Genomic DNA, 15,885 nt, shown 5'->3' with positions numbered 1-15,885 from the left:
ACCATCTTAATCCTAAAATTTCGCCTCGTTCGTTGGGATGATCGGCTAGCTGGCAATTTGTAATCTCCCTTTAAGGTTTGCAGTTTATGGAACAGAAGATATCACTTGTTCTATCTGGACGTTACGCTGGGCCATCGTTTGCTGAAATAGAGACGTCGGTACAGCAGCTTCCACGGGCCAAACCCCAGGTTTCTCTAATGTCTGGGTCAGAATCAGTTGGGCAATACTACCAGTCCCGTATCCAGCTGCGATCGCAGTATCAGGCAAGGCCAATGTCGATACAGCCTGGGTAGGCTGCCCCTCTCGCATCCCCGTCACCGCCGAGCGCATGGCAACACCCACACCACTAAAGCGATCCGTAAATTGTGTCGTCACAAAACCGCCCCAGGATAGAAATTCAATCATGCGTCGGTTTTGTAACCAAGATTTAGGCATCCAATGGGCTAAAGCCCAGGTAATCCCGTTATAAATCTCAGGAACTGATCCAAATTTAGTGATGACAGACTGTACGGGAAACGTCTGCGGTAAGGTGAGTCGCTCCGGCACATCAAACCAAAAGACATTGACCCGACCGTAGGGCGAGGGAAACGTAATCGTTTCCCGACCACTATAGGGCTGGATGGGCTGCCATTTCCCCTGCAGCCACCCAGGAAACGACTCAATTAATCCCAGAAAAGTAGTGCGCATAATCGTCACCCCAGCACCTCCCGTACCAGCGACGACATAGCTAAGGTGAATGGTATCGGGCTGATCCAACGCTTCCACATCTTGGCGGACCATGCTGTTGGAAATCCCAGGGAAAACCCCTGTGTTAATGATCGCGGTAACCCCTGCAGCCTGGGCTTGCTCCTGATACTGAAGCGCTTTTTCTGTAAAAGAAGGATGATCGCTGACATCCAGATAATTAACTTGGTTTTGAATGCAGGATTTCAATACTCGCGCATCCCGATCATGGAATGGGCCGGCACAGTGAATGACGAGATCATGGGATGAGATCGCAGTATCCAATGCCACCCAGTCATCCAAATCCAACGGCAAAGCCTGGGCGGTTGAGGCAAGGCCATCAGCTGCCTCTTGCACAGTTTTTACATCCCGGCTGGTGAGGGTTACATCAGCCTCTAATTGCTTTACAAGATCAGATGCAACACTCTGCCCTATCCGTCCCCCTCCGCCAATGACTAAAACCCTACTCATAGAGCTGAAACCTCTCAAACCTTCCACCTTAAGTATTTAGCTTGAATCGAAGAAATGGGAGTTCCCAAAGTGAACATCAATCAGGTTGAACCTCCACGCGATTGATGGAGGGGAAATTAACTCAGCAAATAGCAGCGGCGTTGCTCAATGACGGGATGACTCACGCAGGAATAGGTACTTCCCCAAACTTGAGATAGTGGATCAATAGTCGAATTGAATGCTTGAGCATGTCCACCGACTTTGAATAACATAAAGTCTTGCGATGGAGCCGTGCCAAGTAATGTCGTAAACGAGTATTTTCTCCCTCTACTCGTGTCATGTAGGTCTTGCTAACAATCTGGTCACCCTCTGGGATAAAGCCTGGATAGACGGGATTGCCATCACTGACCCAGAAAAAACATTGCCAACAGACGATTGCTTGCCATAACGGTCGAAAGGTCTCAGCACTATGGTTACCCACAACCCAGCCTAGAATGCCGGGGTGAAAATGATCCACCACAGTCCAAATCCAGACCTTATTGCGTTTTTTGCCCACAAAGGTTTCGAGTTCATCTAATTCTCCGACCTGTGGGATATCGTCGGGGTCATAAGCATCGGGTAATAGAACTCCAACTTGTTGAACCCAATGAATCACAGTGGTATGAGCAACGCCTATGACTCGTTCGATACCCTTCAACCCCATTCCATTGACATACATTCTCAGGCAGAGTCGTTTCGTCCAATCACTGTAGCCACGCTTTGAGTAAGTTGAAAGAAACTGTCGTCCACAGGTCACACAGATATGATTTTGTTTACCTCGACGATGCCCATTCTTATGGATATGTTGACCACCACACTCAGGACACTTCATACAGATTCCTCATGATGTTTGAAATAGTCATGAGGTTATCCTGACGCAATCCAATTAATTCATCCCGTCATTGAGCAACGCCAATAGCAGCAGGACACCAGACTATTTTTTTGTTGTGGAACATGTTTAAATTATGTAAAAAAAACTGGTGTGAGATAAATTGGGAATTTTATCCGCTTATCCTGCATAAATTAAGACAAAGAGCTCTTTTATTGCAAAAGCAGTAAAAAATATTGAATATCTAGCTCTAGCTGCGTTTTATCGTCTAGCCCATCAAGGACGACCTCAGGTAATTCTCAAACGATACTGACTCATTCACTCCGGGCTCTTCTATTCGGGTGTATGGTTATTACCCTTTGGACGCTGCCAGTTCAAGCTGTAACCCTCACACTTTAGTCCTTTACCGGAACGTTGAGCATCGCTGATGGCGTTTCCCTCTTTCAGGTTACGGTGGATGCGCCTTCAAGAGTAGGAATTAAGACCCTCTCTCACGGGGGTGGGCGTTTAGCAGATGGACCAGGACCAGATATTTCACCAGGTGGATTTGACCCCATCTTGACCTTGTTTGATAGCAACAATACTTTTATTGCTGAAAACGATGCTCGAGAAGGCAGGAGTGACCCGACAACAGGTTCAGCCTATGATTCTCGCATTGTCCGATCCCTGACTCCCGGCACATATGAAAGTTGCAGTGAGCCAATTCAACAATTTCTATAATCGCTCTATGGGCAACCTTCCTCAGACTGGATTTGAAATTCAGAATAACCCTAATTTTACGGCCACCAATGGCTGTTCTGCAGGGCAATTTCGTGATGTTACAGGTGACTCCAGAACCAATCAATGGGTCGCCGGGGTACCTGAATCATCCACGATATTGGTCTCAGGGCTAGCGCTCGGAATCTTGGGAAGCGTTAAATATCGCAGATAGCGCAGCGCTTAGTGAACACATCTTTATAGATGGCTAACGATGTTTATGCCTTGAGCAATTGCCATCCCATCTGAAATTTATCCCTTAAGGTTTTGGGCGCCTCTGTTGCGTTCATCCAATACTTGCCATAAGTTGAAATACTTTTTTTCCGCACCTCTTGGGCTTTCTGCCCATACCAAATATCTCGGGCACTCTGGTTCTTCACATTGCCAATACTCGGCCAATGGATGGATAAAAAAACATCTCCGTTGGTTGTGATGGTGTAGGTGCGGAGGCCTGTACGATTCGGCCCTATTGCTTTCCCTAGATCTTCTTCCCGAAAGTAGGAGGGTAGTAATGAGAGTACTTGCTCACTATTCATAATAGGCGCTCCCTTCTGCTTAAGAGTGATCAATTGCGCCCCAATCTGAGTTAACTCTTCTAGATCGTTCTCTTCAATCCACAGCTCACCAAATGTTTCGTCTGTCGACCGACTTAAAGGTTGGAAGTGAACTGCAGTTGCACCTATTTCTTGTGACCACTTCACAACAGCAGGTAAATACCGGAAGTTTTTTGCCGTAATAGTCGTCTTAATCACAATCGGGAAAGATTGTTGTTGCTTTGTTCGTTCTTCTGTTAGATAGGTAATTCCTTGCGACAAGGTGTCAAAAAGTCCAGAAAACCCCCGTAAGTAATCATGGATTTCTGAATTTGGGGCATCAACTGAAATATTGACATTAAATGGTCGTGCAGAGACTATCTTTTGTGCATTTACTTTAGATAAACAAGACCCGTTTGTAGTAACACCACTGTGAATACCCTGCTGACAAAAAAGTGAAGCAGATCAATAAATCCTGGCTTTAAAAAAGGTTCACCACCGCTAAAATTAATTGAAAATTCACCAACAAATGCCTTAATGCTTAACAGCGCATCCTGCCACTCTTTAATCGATAATTCATCTTGATATTCTTTTAATCGCCAATAATCACAATAGCGACATTTAACATTACACCTCTCATTGATTAAGCCTGAAAAGCTTATAGGCTGGGTAAAATCCAAATTTGTTTGTAAGTAAACTGCTTCAGCAATGGCATTTTTCGCATGTTTACCTCCCAATCTCGCTAACGTTTTGAATTGCACTCCAACTTTCCCTCATATCTTCACTTGCAGAACAGCAAACCACAGTTATATTTCGATTTAGACTAGAACATGAGATCAACTAATATCGAAACCATACAATAACTATTCAGCGTAAAGAATTCAAGACACACCAACTTCATATCTTTAAAATTGGTGGCTTTGGCTAGAGATTAAACCTAAGAATAGGTGAAAAACAGGGTGAATTGACAATATTTTGCCTACTTGAATAATAATTAGTTCAAATGCACCTTTAACAAGATGGTTTCTCTATGTCGCAGCGTAGTAATAGCCACTTCCCAGGGCATAGTGAAGGACCAGAAAGATTCTGCCGAAATGCGGTCCTTATCAAGATCAATCACAACGGCTTGCAGAATTGAGCATACTCTCCGTCTGATCTGTTTGAGTTCTTCCAAGTCGTGGGTTTCTTGAATGGCCTCGATAAACTCCAGTAGTTGGAGATTGTACATAATAGCAGTCAACAATTTATTAAGGACGCGGAGTCTAATACAGACTCCATCGTTTACGACATTTCTCGACCTTTACGATCTACTGAGTTTATGTCAATGCGTAAGTCCTGAGTGAATTGAAGGTGCAAGAATTTGATTCCGCGACAAATGATGTCAGTTTCGCCTTCCATAATGGCTTTGGCTTTGAAATGGTCGGCGTGCAAAAAGAGGTTGGGCATGTTGCTGATCGTTGGCAAGATGTTGCCATCATGCAGCTCATTCTGCCCCAAGTTCCACCCTATCCAACCGGAGCATAAGCGTTAGGGTATTAAGAAGCAAAACTTTTACATCAGGCATGCAACCCATCACAACTGTTGAAGCGGCTTTACAGAAGATAGATACGTTTTCTGGCGAAGCTGCTGAATTTCAATTACCCATCTCAGAATCGCTCATGGATAATATTGGCATCAACATGGCAATTATCACGGACCGAATCTTGGCGAAGGGATGGACACCTAACGGTTTTCAACAAGAAGAGGGGTATCGCGTTTATTCATATCGTGATTTAAATGGATTCGGATGTTGATAGATAAATAATGAATGACGCAGAAGAAGTAGCGGGACTTCCAAAAACATCAAACTATCGTTATGCCAAACAAGTAGGCAACCAGCTATTTGTGGCTGGACAAGTCCCACATGATTCCAATGCTCAACGGGTTGGGCAATCTGATCCATCCGTTCAAGCAGCTCAATGCTTAGCTAATTTCCGGCAGCTTCTTATTGTGCATGGATTTAGCGAAGTCGATATTCAGCAGCTCACCATTTATGTGGTCGGCGAAGCTGCCAATCTTACGAGTGCCTGGAGTGCTGTCGAACAGTGGTTTAACAGGAACGTACCTCCTGCAACATTGCTATGTGTTGCTCAGTTAGGGTATGCCGATCAGTTAGTCGAAATCGATGCCACTATCATTCGAGAAGTGTCAGAGTAAACCAGCCAGGAAAGCTTTCTTGGGATACACCCCAATTAGGCCGTCACCTGCACGCCTTTCCAAAAAGCAATGTACCCCTTAATATTCTTAGCGGCATCTTTGGGGTCAGGATAATACCAAGCGGCATCTTTGTTGACCTGACCGTCCACTTCAAGACTGTAATAGCTAGCAACACCTTTCCAAGGGCAGGTCGTATGGGTGTCGCTGGCCTTGAAATAGTCAGATTTAATGGCATCGGGTGGGAAGTATTGATTCCCTTCTACCACTTCGCATTGGTTGCTTTCAGCCACAACCACACCATTCCAAACTGCTTGTGCCATTCAGACTCTCCCCGAATCAAACTACTCTTCCTTGTAACGTACCGTGTCAAATCTGACAAGTGAATGGGAAACCTGTTGTTAGGGCCAAATAGATATGATTTGGCTACTTGACAATCCTTTTATCCAATACAAACTAGGGAATATGGCTCCAACTAAACCAAAGCCCCCCGTTCAAGTAATTGATTCTTTTCTCACTCAGCAGGATATTTTGAGTGCCTTAGTAGTTTGGGTGATTCTCGAAGGATTTAGCTTTATTCTCTTGCCCAACTTCACACTGATCAGTGGGGAAAATAAAACCCTGACTTGGGTTTTGATAAGTGCTCCTTTAGGAATTATTGGATCTATCATCATCGGTCTTTGCTCTAGCTGGTTGCAATACTGCCATGTGCGATTGCATAAAACCGATCCTAAAAAAAAGTTTTTGGTTGCCTTTGCGAATATTGGGAGTTGGCTTGGTTTGGCCGGAATTGGATTTCCCTTGATAATGGTGGGCCTAGAATTCTGGTTGCTGATAATTCATGGTATTGATAGCTAACCCAATTTCGGAAAAATATGAGATTGTGCGGTGATATAGAAAAGCTCCTTCCTATTGGCCATCTTTAAGCCAATAGGGATCTTCCGTAAATACAATATCGATTTCTGGAAATGGATGTAAATCTGCGATCGCATCCGCAAACTTCTGCCTCAGTTGGTCTAGTTCTTGCACCCGATCCACCCCAAACTCAGCAGGGACCAAGATCTGAATAAACACATACAACACCCGTCCTTGCACCATCATCTGCAAATGAAAGCGATCGATGGGGTGTTTTTGAATGCGGGCAACTTGGGAAATGGTCTTGCGAATCTCTCGATCCAACTCACTTTCTGGAGCAACCCCTAATAACTGATTCACGCCTTCAAATACGGTACGTAAGGGCAGCGGAATAATAATCAGCACCAATATGGAAACCAGCAGCGGGTCAACGTAAGAGAGATAAATATTCCAGGAGGTTTCTTGCAGCAACAAAGTCACTACAAAGGTCAACGCTACCGCGCTACTGATACAGCCATCTACTGTCCAGTCCCGGGCTTCCACCTCCAGCAACGGTAAGTTCAACCGTTGAGCATAGCGATGCATCAAGATGGCGAAGGTAAAACACCCGACTGTTGATAGGGTCGCGTAAGCCAAGGCTAGGCCCACGACAAGATCTCGACCGCCATGCAGTAAGTCTTCTATCGCAGAAACGAAAGCGAACAAACTAACCGATAGAACAATGATGCCTTTAATCGTGTTAATAAAAGGCTCAAAACCGTAATAGCCAAACTGGTAACGCCGACTGGGACCTTCCTGGATTAGGGCTGCCACCTTGAGACTGACAAAGCTCATGGTCATGGTCATCAGGGAATAAAACCCGTCCAGCAAGATAGCGCCAGAATGGGTATAGAGTCCAAACACCCCACCCAAAACGGCAAAGACGGCGGATCCCATAATCGATAGGGTCAAGGCCCACTGTTCTTGTGACCCCTGATCGGGCGGGGTTGATGTTGTTGCTATCATTTCGCTGTCCATCTGTGCTTAGGGGGAGGACAATCGCTTATACCCTGGCCATTCCAGCCAAACGACTTCTTCCCGTAATTGTTCGCCCGTGACACTGGATAAGCGAGTTCGAAACAGCTCTACGTCCCGGACTATATAGCCAAGTTCTTCAGCAATGGCCGCCAATAGATCTCCGGTTCGAATTAAAACCTGAAGGAAAGAGGCTTGATCGCCAACAACATAGGCTAGTTGGGCTCCCGGTTTGAGGATGGGGCGCAAATTCGCAAAATGGCGTTTCATGCCCCCAAAGTAGAGGGAGGTGACCCTATGATATAACTTCTCAAACCCAGAATCTTTGCCCAATTCTAGCCGGCGGCGTTCGATAGTGGCAGCAAGCTGGGTGATTTGCGGTGTGTTTGCTACCCATAAATCATCCTGATCCGCTGCAAAGGCATTGCGGGTGTTGGAGCGGAGCAGTGATTGCTTATAAGCTTTCAAGTCGGATGGGTCCTTGAGAAAACCAAGCAGCACCGATTCTAGTCGGGTAGTGCGGGTATAGTCTTTTTCATTCGGATAGGGGGGAGAGGTAATCACCGCGTCAATGGATTCTGGCTGCAGAATTCGGGTTAAATCCCGGGCATCTTGGTGATAACAAATTGTTCCAGGGGGGCGATCAATGGTTGCTAAGTCCGCTGCCATCGCCAAAACCTGCTGATGCCAAGCCGTCAAGACAGGGGCATCCTGTTTTCGCTGGCGGCTAATACCCACTTCTGGGGCAAATCGGAGGTTGCTAGCAGTGTGGACGCTGGTATGGGCGAGGGCGAGCTGAAGAAGATGTCGCAGTGGCAGATTGGATTCGGCATCGATAGCCTCTCGCAGGACCAAACATTTATGGAGGGGCAGATCGCCAATGGAGTTTGTAAGCAGGAGAGATCGCGCGTCTGGTGCCAGCTTTTTTAGGTGGGTTGTATTTTTAGGTGTAATATCGGTGGCCAGGCGATCGCAAATCCGTTCTGCAGCCCTTCGCACCTGATCCGGGTCAACGGTCCAGGTGGTTTTGGTCCGGGAGGCAAACCAGGACATGGGGGTTGCTTCGGTGCCAACGGCAGGAATGCCCTGCTTTTTGGCCTCTACAATCGTTGTCCCGGTGCCACAAAAGGGATCTAGTAGCGTGCTTTTTTCGGTCAGACCAAACTTATTGATATAGGTGCGAACTAAATGGGGCGGAAAGGACAAGATAAAGCGATACCAATCATGAAAACTGCGATCGCACTCCTGCAAGCGATTCAGGTTCAGGTCTTTGGGGTTAGAAACGTCCATTAAGAGGATTGCGATCTCGTCTTCGTAACAATCCGATCAAAATACCAGTTCAGCCCTGGGGCTAAAACACTGTGCAGCTTAGCCAATAGCCCCATTTCTAAACCAGGCGCCACCACAAACTTTTGGTGTTTAATCCCTTTGACAATCTCTTGGGCCACAGCTTCCGGTTGCCACATCTCCGCCGAGGCGGTGATATTTTTTGTTTCTGGAGGCTTGGTTTTATTCTCTGCTTCCAGTTGAGGTGTATCGGTATCGGGGGGATAAACAATCGATAAACCAATTCCAATCCCTTTCAGTTCTCCCCGTAAAGATTCGGCCAACCCCCGCAGTGCAAACTTACTAGGGCTATAGGGGGTATAACCAAAGAGTCCTACCAGTCCTGCCCCTGACGAAATCAACACAATATGCCCCCGCTGACGTTCCTCCATAAGGGGCAAAACCGCTTTGATCGCATACAAGGTACCAAAGTAGTTGACCGCCATCGTTTGCTCAAAAACCTCTAGCGGTATTTCTTGAAAATAGCCTGGACGAGCTATCCCTGCAGCGGTAATTAAAATATCGGGCGGTCCCAGTTGAGCCGTTGCGGTTTGGATGGCTTGAGTTGAGGCTTCTCGGTCAGCTACATCTGCTGCGAATGCTAAAGCCTGCTGGTCTGACTGGACCTGAGCCGCTGTAATCTCCTGGACTGCGATGTCTAATTGACTCGGTGTGCGAGCAATCAAGGAGAGATTGGCCCCCTGATTGGCAAGGAGGCAGGCAGTGGCTTTACCAATGCCACTCGATCCACCCGTAATCATGATATGGCGCTGATTAAAGTCCATTCGCTAACTCAAAGGTTGTCCTGAATGATAGAAATTGCCTTGGAACCCTCACCCTTAGCGATGAACAATTTGCCGTAATAGATAATTCCAGATCTCTGGAATCGGGTGGCGGGGCTGGCTGAGATGGGAAGTTTTGCCCGTAAAAGCCATCTTCCATTCTCCCTGCTCATGGACCAGTTTGGTTAAGCTACAGGTGGGAAAGCGAACGGGAGGGCGTTGATTGACCAGCCCCCAAACCGCTCCTTTGCCAATCAACTCATGGGTAACAATCAGCAGCGGCCCTGAAAAGGTGTCCAATAATTGCTGCAGTGCTTTTCCGGCTCGAGCGAGCGCTTCTTCTTCTGTTTCTGGAAAAGGAGGAATAATTTGGCTCTGGTAGAGTCGATCAACTTGAGGGAATCGATCGGCCATTTCATCGACAGGCAGTGGTTCTGGACGATGCTTAAACAGCTTGGAGCTCATATGTTCCCCTAGACCGGCTTCAAGCTGGATCGGCAAAGCTAGCGCCGTTGCTGTATGAGCGGCTGTTACAACAGTTCGTAAAAAAGGGGAGGCAACGATATGCTCAATGGATTCTGACTTAAGACACTGAGCCAGATCTTGAGCCTCCACTACTCCTGCAGCCGAAAGACCTGGGTCATGGGGACGTTCTGCCCGTTTTCGCCAGCCTAAGTCAGCATAATCTTGCCGATGGCCATGCCGCGCAATCCACACTACTTCAGCCATATGGGCACCCCCAATTAGGCAGGGATTTCAGTCTCAATATGAGCTAGGGCAGCAGCGAGGGTCTCTACGGTTTGGCGAATTTGCGCTTCCGTATGGGTGCTGCTGAGGAAAAAGCGAAGTCGAGCCTCGTTTTGGGGCACCACCGGGAAGGTCATGGGCTGAACATTAATCCCTTGGTGAAATAGCTGCTGCGACAAGTGCAGGGCTTTAAGGGTCTCCCCCACCATCACCGGAATCACCGCTGAACCGTGACTGGTACCAGTATTCAATCCTTTTTCTTTAGCCAAGTCGAGGAACAACTGAGCCCGAGCATGGAGCCTAGCTACGCGTTCAGGTTCTTGTTTCAAAACTTGTAGCGCCGCCAAAGAGGCCGCCGTATTGGCAGGGGTAATGCCAATACTATAGATAAATCCCGGTGCCGTACATTTGAGATATTCAATCAGGGGCTGAGAACCGGCAATATATCCGCCACAGCTGGCAAAGGACTTACTAAGGGTGCCCATCCAAATATCGACCGTTTTGGGGTCAATGCCAAAATGCTCGCTAATACCCTGACCATGTTCGCCCAAAACACCAATCGAGTGGGCTTCATCCACCATCAGAAAAGCTTTGTGGCGTTCTTTGAGTTCAATAAATTTAGGTAATTCAGGAATGTCGCCATCGGCACTGTAGACCCCTTCAATCACTACCAGAACTCGCTGATAGCGATGACGATGCTGCTTTAAAAGTCTTTCTAGATCGGCTACATCATTATGGGCAAACGACATGGCCCGAGCGCCCGACAGTACACAGCCAAGAAAAATACTGTTGTGACTATAGGCATCGTAAAGAATCAGGTCATTACGGCCAAATAAATGCCCAATGGTTGTGACGTTGGTACCGTGACCCGCGACGTAAAGAACGGCGTCATCTACACCAATAAAGTCTGCAATTCCTTGCTCAAGCTCTAAATGTAAGGGTTTCTCACCAGAAACGGGGCGGCTGGCTGACACCGAAGTGCCGTAGCGGTCAATGGCTTGTTTAGCTGTTTCAGAAACCGTCGGATGTCCGGCTAGCCCTAAATAGTTGTAGCTGGAGAAGTTGATCAGCTCTTTTCCATCAATGCGGGTGGTATCTCGGGCAATCCCTTCATGGACGGAGAAATAAGGGTTGCGGATATCATTCGCCTGCAGTTGGGCTTGTTGCTCTTTGAGCTGGAGATATTCAGGGTAGAGATCGAAGCGATAGTGCTCGGGAGGAATCTCAGGTTCAGCGTCGGCTTTTTTCTGCAATAATTCCGCCAGCAATTCGCGCTTTTCTTCTGCGGAGAGATGATCCAGGGAATTAGAGGAATTACTCATGGGCAACATTATGCTCTGACAACATCGCGTTCAGCAGACCATCCACTTCATCGTCACTCAGTACATCCAATTTGGATAGGAGTTCATCGGCTTCTGTGGGTAATGCTGAAGTAGTGGGAGAACTGCCTTCATTATCGGTTACTAGGTGCTCTGATAATTCACGAATATTGGAATAATCTAAAACCAGCATGGGATCCAAACGGCGACCCAGAAAATGTTCTAGTTCACCGGAAATATTGACGACTTCTACGGAGTTCATTCCGTAATCAATGAAATCCACATCGATATCAATTTCCTCTGGACTCATTTCCAAAGAAGTTGCCAAGTGTTTTTTTAACCAGGCTTGAATATCTGCTAGTTTAGGGGAAGTCTCCAAGGGCGAAACAGCGCCCTGAGGCTGTGCTTCCGCCACAGCGACCGTGCTTTGATAGTTATCCTGGATTGGCATATTGTTTTTACTCTAATTGCTTAGACAACAGGTTAAACCGAATTGTGAATTTAAGTTAAAACTTCGGTTCATCATAAAAGATTTATTTAACAGCAACAAGGTGGCATGTAGAGATTAATCAATTGGCCCATTCTTTAAAATCTCAGAAACTAAATGTTCCAATCTCCTTAGTAATGCCGCTGATCGGTCTATTCCCTTGCCGCTATAGGGTAGTTATAACTTAGTCCAGAGGGGGGAAAAGTGATCAAGGTTGCGTCAATTGAAACTGACTCATGGTAAGCATGGCTGATGTCCTTCCTGAGATAAGTGTGTAAGTTGAGACTGACTTTTTGCCTGCAAAAGTTCCAAGAGTTGCTATTTTCTTTTAGGCGCGGGGCACACTCTTGGCCACGCTCTCTAGGTCTCCCTCTAGAAACTTGGCTCTACAGGTAAACCGCTGGATTTTACCACTAGAGGTCTTGGGAATACTGCCGGGTTTGAGCAGCAGCAGGGCATGAATCTGCAGGTCATGGTCTTTGGCAACGGCTCGACGGATTTGAGTGAGAATATCTTTTTCGACGGCAGCGGGTTCTGATTCCTCAGTCAGGCTGGTGGGGGGGACAAAATTATTGAGCTGAGGCGGTTGGGAAGAGGGCTTCTTGCCATTTTTTTGATAGCGATTGATATAGTTCCGCTCCAATTCCGCCACTACGACTAGCCGTTCTTCCCCGGCTTCCGTAATCGAAAACGCTGCAGCACAATTGGGTCGAATCCCCGGATAGCTTTGGACGACGGTCAACTCAATGTCCTGGGGATAATGATTGCGGCCATTGATGATAATCACGTCCTTTAGGCGTCCGGTCACAAACAGCTCGGAACCCACCAAAAAGCCATAGTCTCCGGTGCGTAAAAAGGGGCCAGCTCCGGTATCGGCCAAATGGGCCTGAAAGGTTTCCCCAGATACTTCCGATTGCCGCCAGTATCCCTGGGCAATGCTTTGGCCAGACACCCAAATTTCGCCGACTTCTTCGGCTGAACATTGTTGGAGGGTTTCAGGATTGGCGATCACAATTTCTTGGCCTTGGAGAGCAGTACCGCAGCCCACTAAGGTGCGAGCATCTGTATCTCCTAAGTGAGCAGAGACGACTTGATGTTGTTCTAAGGCTGCCCCTTGGACCGTTTTAAGCGCAGGTTTAGCCTGTCTCTGTCCCCCAGAAACGATCAGGGTGGCTTCGGCAAGGCCATAACAGGGGAAAAAGGCTTCAGGCCGAAATCCACAGGATGCAAACTTGGTGGCAAAGTCTTCGAGGGTTTGAGCACTGATGGGTTCTGCGCCATTAAAGGCCACCCGCCAGGAGCTTAGATCTAGGGTTTCAATCTGTTCTGGCTTGATCTTGCGCAAACATAAATCGTAGGCAAAATTTGGTCCCCCACTGGTGGTCGCCCGATAGCGAGAAATGGCTTGCAGCCAGCGAATGGGACTCTGTAAAAACATAAAGGGAGACATCAGGGCCACGGGGAACCCGCCGTATAAAGGCTGCAAAATCCCGCCGATCAAGCCCATATCGTGGTAGGGCGGTAGCCAAATCACGCCTTGGCACTGAGAACTATGCTCAAAGCATTGATGAATCAGCGCCAGGTTCTGCAACAGATTGTGATGGGTAATCATCACCCCTTTGGGCGTTGCGGTTGAGCCAGAGGTGTATTGAAGAAAGGCTAAATCTTGACCTTGGGGATGAATCTCTTGCCAAGCTTGACGAGGTTCGGTGACGCTAAGACTATCAGTGGCCAACCACTTTAGGGCCCTTAACTCTGGGGCATCAATCAACTGTCGTTCTAGCTTCGACAGAATTTGAGAGGTGGTCAGGGCAAAAATGGCTTGGGAGTCCGCGATCACACTCTGCAATCGCATCAGGGAGCGATTCGGACGGGGTGGATAAATGGGGACTGCCGTGACGCCCGCATAGAGGCAGCCAAAGAAAGCGGCCACATATTCTAATCCAGGCTGATAAACCAATAGGGCTCGATCACCCGGTTGACAGGCCGACTGTAACGCAGCTGCGATCGCACGGGCTTTGGCATCCAGCTCTGCATAGGTGAGATGGAGGGTTTCGTCTTCACCATCGACGAGAAAGGTAAAGCCTTTATGGTCTGGCTGGTGAGTCGCTCGATAGCGGAGCAGATCCACCAAACTGTCTACCTTTGGCGGACAGGTTCCTTCGACCTTGGCGTCCCAATTGGTTGTTTCAGCCACGTTATACTCCATCCTGACTACAGGATTATGAATTCGTTTTCGATTTGAACAGCCCTTGTAACCGCTGGTCCCATTTCTTTTGATTGGTTTCGGCATCCTTGATATAGGGAGACCAGGCAATCAGCTGAATAATAAATTGATTCAGCAGGGACGCAGGGAATTTGAGGGGACGGACAATATCGACAAAGAGGACCACCCGAACTTCATCGGTATTATTCCAGGCTTCATGCTCGAAGGAGTCATCGAACACGAGGCTTTTGCCTTCTTGCCAATGGCGGACATCGTCTCCCACCCGAATCCCACAGTCTGAGGCAGCCTCAGGGATGATCAAGCCCAAATGGTAGCGCAACACGCCATTAAAGGGACCTCGGTGGGGCGGGATTTGCTTTTGGGGCAGCAAAATCGAGAAAAAAGCCGTTTTAACCCCGGGGATACTGGACAACAGCTTGGCCGTTTCCGGGCAGAGGCGGCAGTTTTGCTCTGCCGTCACCCCATAGGCATAGAAGAAAAAGGTTTTCCAGCGCTGATCATTGGTTATGTTGTACTGATCCGGGGAAATATCTTGGAAATTCGGCAGGTCGTCTCTATATTTGAGAATCTCATCGAGTTCCTTCCGAATCACCTGCCAGTTATCTTCGAAGGTTTTGACCCATTCAAACTGATCAGGATCGAAGAAGGTTGAGTTGCCCACTAGGGAAGAGGTTCGAATGATGCGCTCCAACTGACGCAACAAGCCTTCCCCTGCTTTGAGGGCAACCTCACGGTTTTTGGTTTTGAAATCGGTGTAAAACTGGCTCAATGCACTCATAAGTTAGGGCTTAGAAATCAACAATCGGGCGCATTAACACTCCAGCCAATGTACACCATGATCTGTCACGGCGCTATTGGGTCCCTTTCGCTGCCAATACGGCATCCAATCGCTTGTCCCACTTCTTTTGATTGGCGGCTGCGCCTTGAATATAGGGGGACAAAGAAAAGAGCTGAATCACGGCTTGATTCAACAGAGAAATAGGAAATTTGACGGGTCGGACCACATCCAAAAACAGGACGACGCGGACACTATCCGTGTCGTTCCAGGCCGTATGTTCGAAGGAATCATCAAAGACGAGGCTTTGGCCTTCTTGCCAATGGCGAATATCCTTGCCAACGCGGATGCCGCATTGGTCCGTGGCCTCTGGGACCATCAGGCCGAGGTGATAACGCAGCACTCCGTTATAAGGGCCTCGGTGGGGGGGGATGCGCTGGTGAGGCAGCAAGATCGAGAAAAAAGCGGTTTTTAACCCGGGGATTTGTTCGATCAGCCGGGTGGTTTCCGGGCAGCGATCACAATTTTTTTCGGCCTTAATCCCATAGGCGTAGAAGGCGAACATTTTCCACTGGGTATCTTTGGTGAGGTCGGCATCGTACTCCACCAATTCTTCAAAATTGGGCAATGCCTCTTTATATTGGAGAACCTGTTCTAGTTCCTGGCGAATGGTGCGCCAGTTTTTTTCCAAAAGCGGAATCCAGTTAAAGATACTGGGGTCAAAGAAGGTTTGGTGGCCCACGAGGGACGAACGCGAAACCAAACCCCCAATATGCTGACGCATTAAAGTTTCGAGAAATTCTTTCACGGGACTATCTTCCAATCATGTG

At 47.7% G+C, this 15,885-nt stretch carries 20 protein-coding genes and 1 pseudogene; 6 read left to right on the top strand and 15 right to left on the bottom strand.

Features of this window, described 5'->3' with window-relative positions:
* Nucleotides 1-84: 84 nt before the first annotated feature.
* Both AM1_RS03275 and AM1_RS03270 read right to left on the bottom strand, forming a co-directional pair.
* Nucleotides 85-1,194, bottom strand: a complete 1,110-nt coding sequence (locus tag AM1_RS03275) for a saccharopine dehydrogenase family protein (RefSeq protein WP_012161371.1) — start codon at nt 1,192-1,194, stop codon at nt 85-87.
* Nucleotides 1,195-1,354: 160 nt separating this feature from the next.
* Nucleotides 1,355-2,044 carry an IS1-like element ISAcma4 family transposase gene (locus AM1_RS03270; RefSeq protein ID WP_012161370.1) on the bottom strand — a complete coding sequence of 230 codons (690 nt, stop codon included), beginning with the start codon at nt 2,042-2,044 and terminating at the stop codon, nt 1,355-1,357.
* A 408-nt stretch (nt 2,045-2,452) separates the two neighbouring features.
* Between AM1_RS03270 and AM1_RS03265 the strand changes: the two are divergent.
* A pseudogene (locus tag AM1_RS03265) lies at nt 2,453-2,761 on the top strand (DVUA0089 family protein); the annotation flags it as partial.
* A 7-nt stretch (nt 2,762-2,768) separates the two neighbouring features.
* A complete protein-coding gene (locus AM1_RS03260) occupies nt 2,769-2,972 on the top strand; it encodes a hypothetical protein (protein ID WP_041658900.1) in 204 nt (67 codons plus the stop codon).
* Nucleotides 2,973-3,015: 43 nt separating this feature from the next.
* On the opposite strand, the gene AM1_RS40815 is transcribed toward AM1_RS03260, so the two are convergent.
* From AM1_RS40815 to AM1_RS03250, 3 genes are all read right to left on the bottom strand, one after another.
* Entirely contained in the window at nt 3,016-3,612 is a 597-nt protein-coding gene (locus tag AM1_RS40815; RefSeq protein ID WP_148215663.1) for an SPASM domain-containing protein, read from the bottom strand.
* 110 nt (nt 3,613-3,722) lie between these two features.
* Nucleotides 3,723-4,091, bottom strand: coding sequence for a radical SAM protein (locus AM1_RS40810; protein ID WP_148215662.1), 369 nt, complete (start codon nt 4,089-4,091; stop codon nt 3,723-3,725).
* 233 nt (nt 4,092-4,324) lie between these two features.
* Nucleotides 4,325-4,558: a hypothetical protein gene (locus tag AM1_RS03250; RefSeq protein ID WP_012161367.1), complete on the bottom strand. Its 234-nt coding sequence runs from the start codon at nt 4,556-4,558 to the stop codon at nt 4,325-4,327.
* A gap of 122 nt (nt 4,559-4,680) precedes the next feature.
* Between AM1_RS03250 and AM1_RS42000 the strand changes: the two genes are divergently transcribed.
* The 3 genes from AM1_RS42000 to AM1_RS03240 are packed head-to-tail and all read left to right on the top strand — an operon-like array spanning nt 4,681 to nt 5,526.
* Nucleotides 4,681-4,854 (top strand): GNAT family N-acetyltransferase, encoded by a 174-nt coding sequence (locus AM1_RS42000; protein WP_012161365.1) that lies wholly within the window; start codon nt 4,681-4,683, stop codon nt 4,852-4,854.
* Nucleotides 4,855-4,892: 38 nt separating this feature from the next.
* Complete coding sequence (locus AM1_RS03245) at nt 4,893-5,123, top strand: hypothetical protein (protein ID WP_012161364.1); 231 nt, start codon at nt 4,893-4,895, stop codon at nt 5,121-5,123.
* 10 nt (nt 5,124-5,133) lie between these two features.
* Complete coding sequence (locus tag AM1_RS03240; protein ID WP_012161363.1) at nt 5,134-5,526, top strand: RidA family protein; 393 nt, start codon at nt 5,134-5,136, stop codon at nt 5,524-5,526.
* A gap of 35 nt (nt 5,527-5,561) precedes the next feature.
* Here AM1_RS03240 and AM1_RS03235 read toward each other — a convergent pair whose 3' ends face one another.
* The gene (locus AM1_RS03235) at nt 5,562-5,846 is read right to left on the bottom strand and encodes a DUF427 domain-containing protein (protein ID WP_010477146.1); all 285 of its coding nucleotides are present in this window, start codon (nt 5,844-5,846) and stop codon (nt 5,562-5,564) included.
* A gap of 94 nt (nt 5,847-5,940) precedes the next feature.
* On the opposite strand from AM1_RS03235, the gene AM1_RS03230 reads away from it, so the two are divergent.
* The gene (locus AM1_RS03230; protein ID WP_012161362.1) at nt 5,941-6,381 is read left to right on the top strand and encodes a hypothetical protein; all 441 of its coding nucleotides are present in this window, start codon (nt 5,941-5,943) and stop codon (nt 6,379-6,381) included.
* A gap of 51 nt (nt 6,382-6,432) precedes the next feature.
* Here AM1_RS03230 and AM1_RS03225 read toward each other — a convergent pair whose 3' ends face one another.
* The 9 genes from AM1_RS03225 to AM1_RS03185 all read right to left on the bottom strand — a co-directional run bounded on the left by AM1_RS03225 (nt 6,433) and on the right by AM1_RS03185 (nt 15,863).
* Nucleotides 6,433-7,383 carry a cation diffusion facilitator family transporter gene (locus AM1_RS03225; RefSeq protein WP_012161361.1) on the bottom strand — a complete coding sequence of 317 codons (951 nt, stop codon included), beginning with the start codon at nt 7,381-7,383 and terminating at the stop codon, nt 6,433-6,435.
* 18 nt (nt 7,384-7,401) lie between these two features.
* Nucleotides 7,402-8,682, bottom strand: a complete 1,281-nt coding sequence (locus AM1_RS03220; RefSeq protein WP_012161360.1) for a DNA methyltransferase — start codon at nt 8,680-8,682, stop codon at nt 7,402-7,404.
* Nucleotides 8,682-9,503 carry an SDR family oxidoreductase gene (locus AM1_RS03215; RefSeq protein ID WP_012161359.1) on the bottom strand — a complete coding sequence of 274 codons (822 nt, stop codon included), beginning with the start codon at nt 9,501-9,503 and terminating at the stop codon, nt 8,682-8,684. Before AM1_RS03215 ends, AM1_RS03220 begins: the two co-directional genes overlap by 1 nt.
* A 54-nt stretch (nt 9,504-9,557) precedes the next feature.
* Nucleotides 9,558-10,229: a histidine phosphatase family protein gene (locus AM1_RS03210; RefSeq protein ID WP_012161358.1), complete on the bottom strand. Its 672-nt coding sequence runs from the start codon at nt 10,227-10,229 to the stop codon at nt 9,558-9,560.
* Between the two features lie 14 nt (nt 10,230-10,243).
* On the bottom strand, nt 10,244-11,569 hold the full coding sequence (locus AM1_RS03205; RefSeq protein ID WP_012161357.1) for an aminotransferase class I/II-fold pyridoxal phosphate-dependent enzyme: 1,326 nt from the start codon (nt 11,567-11,569) through the stop codon (nt 10,244-10,246).
* Nucleotides 11,562-12,017 (bottom strand): acyl carrier protein, encoded by a 456-nt coding sequence (locus AM1_RS03200; protein ID WP_012161356.1) that lies wholly within the window; start codon nt 12,015-12,017, stop codon nt 11,562-11,564. The genes AM1_RS03205 and AM1_RS03200 overlap by 8 nt, the downstream gene beginning before the upstream one ends.
* A gap of 364 nt (nt 12,018-12,381) precedes the next feature.
* Nucleotides 12,382-14,262 carry a fatty acyl-AMP ligase gene (locus AM1_RS03195; RefSeq protein WP_012161355.1) on the bottom strand — a complete coding sequence of 627 codons (1,881 nt, stop codon included), beginning with the start codon at nt 14,260-14,262 and terminating at the stop codon, nt 12,382-12,384.
* A gap of 13 nt (nt 14,263-14,275) precedes the next feature.
* Entirely contained in the window at nt 14,276-15,058 is a 783-nt protein-coding gene (locus AM1_RS03190) for an aspartyl/asparaginyl beta-hydroxylase domain-containing protein (RefSeq protein ID WP_012161354.1), read from the bottom strand.
* Nucleotides 15,059-15,131: 73 nt separating this feature from the next.
* On the bottom strand, nt 15,132-15,863 hold the full coding sequence (locus AM1_RS03185) for an aspartyl/asparaginyl beta-hydroxylase domain-containing protein (protein WP_012161353.1): 732 nt from the start codon (nt 15,861-15,863) through the stop codon (nt 15,132-15,134).
* Nucleotides 15,864-15,885: the final 22 nt, after the last annotated feature.

The organism is Acaryochloris marina MBIC11017 (genome assembly GCF_000018105.1).
GTDB classification, from domain to species: Bacteria; Cyanobacteriota; Cyanobacteriia; order Thermosynechococcales; family Thermosynechococcaceae; genus Acaryochloris; species Acaryochloris marina.
This window is presented reverse-complemented; position numbering and strand designations above follow the sequence as displayed.

Excerpts from the sequence above, each read along its gene's own strand:
- AM1_RS03215 (WP_012161359.1), bottom strand. The coding sequence starts at position 9,503 with ATGGACTTTAATCAGCGCCATATCATGATTACGGGTGGATCGAGTGGC.
- AM1_RS03245 (WP_012161364.1), top strand. The coding sequence starts at position 4,893 with ATGCAACCCATCACAACTGTTGAAGCGGCTTTACAGAAGATAGATACG.
- AM1_RS03270 (WP_012161370.1), bottom strand. The coding sequence starts at position 2,044 with ATGAAGTGTCCTGAGTGTGGTGGTCAACATATCCATAAGAATGGGCAT.
- AM1_RS03210 (WP_012161358.1), bottom strand. The coding sequence starts at position 10,229 with ATGGCTGAAGTAGTGTGGATTGCGCGGCATGGCCATCGGCAAGATTAT.
- AM1_RS03235 (WP_010477146.1), bottom strand. The coding sequence starts at position 5,846 with ATGGCACAAGCAGTTTGGAATGGTGTGGTTGTGGCTGAAAGCAACCAA.
- AM1_RS03195 (WP_012161355.1), bottom strand. The coding sequence starts at position 14,262 with ATGGAGTATAACGTGGCTGAAACAACCAATTGGGACGCCAAGGTCGAA.
- AM1_RS03200 (WP_012161356.1), bottom strand. The coding sequence starts at position 12,017 with ATGCCAATCCAGGATAACTATCAAAGCACGGTCGCTGTGGCGGAAGCA.
- AM1_RS03230 (WP_012161362.1), top strand. The coding sequence starts at position 5,941 with ATGATTTGGCTACTTGACAATCCTTTTATCCAATACAAACTAGGGAAT.
- AM1_RS03275 (WP_012161371.1), bottom strand. The coding sequence starts at position 1,194 with ATGAGTAGGGTTTTAGTCATTGGCGGAGGGGGACGGATAGGGCAGAGT.
- AM1_RS03250 (WP_012161367.1), bottom strand. The coding sequence starts at position 4,558 with ATGTACAATCTCCAACTACTGGAGTTTATCGAGGCCATTCAAGAAACC.
- AM1_RS03220 (WP_012161360.1), bottom strand. The coding sequence starts at position 8,682 with ATGGACGTTTCTAACCCCAAAGACCTGAACCTGAATCGCTTGCAGGAG.
- AM1_RS03240 (WP_012161363.1), top strand. The coding sequence starts at position 5,134 with ATGAATGACGCAGAAGAAGTAGCGGGACTTCCAAAAACATCAAACTAT.
- AM1_RS03205 (WP_012161357.1), bottom strand. The coding sequence starts at position 11,569 with ATGAGTAATTCCTCTAATTCCCTGGATCATCTCTCCGCAGAAGAAAAG.
- AM1_RS03260 (WP_041658900.1), top strand. The coding sequence starts at position 2,769 with ATGGGCAACCTTCCTCAGACTGGATTTGAAATTCAGAATAACCCTAAT.
- AM1_RS03190 (WP_012161354.1), bottom strand. The coding sequence starts at position 15,058 with ATGAGTGCATTGAGCCAGTTTTACACCGATTTCAAAACCAAAAACCGT.
- AM1_RS03225 (WP_012161361.1), bottom strand. The coding sequence starts at position 7,383 with ATGATAGCAACAACATCAACCCCGCCCGATCAGGGGTCACAAGAACAG.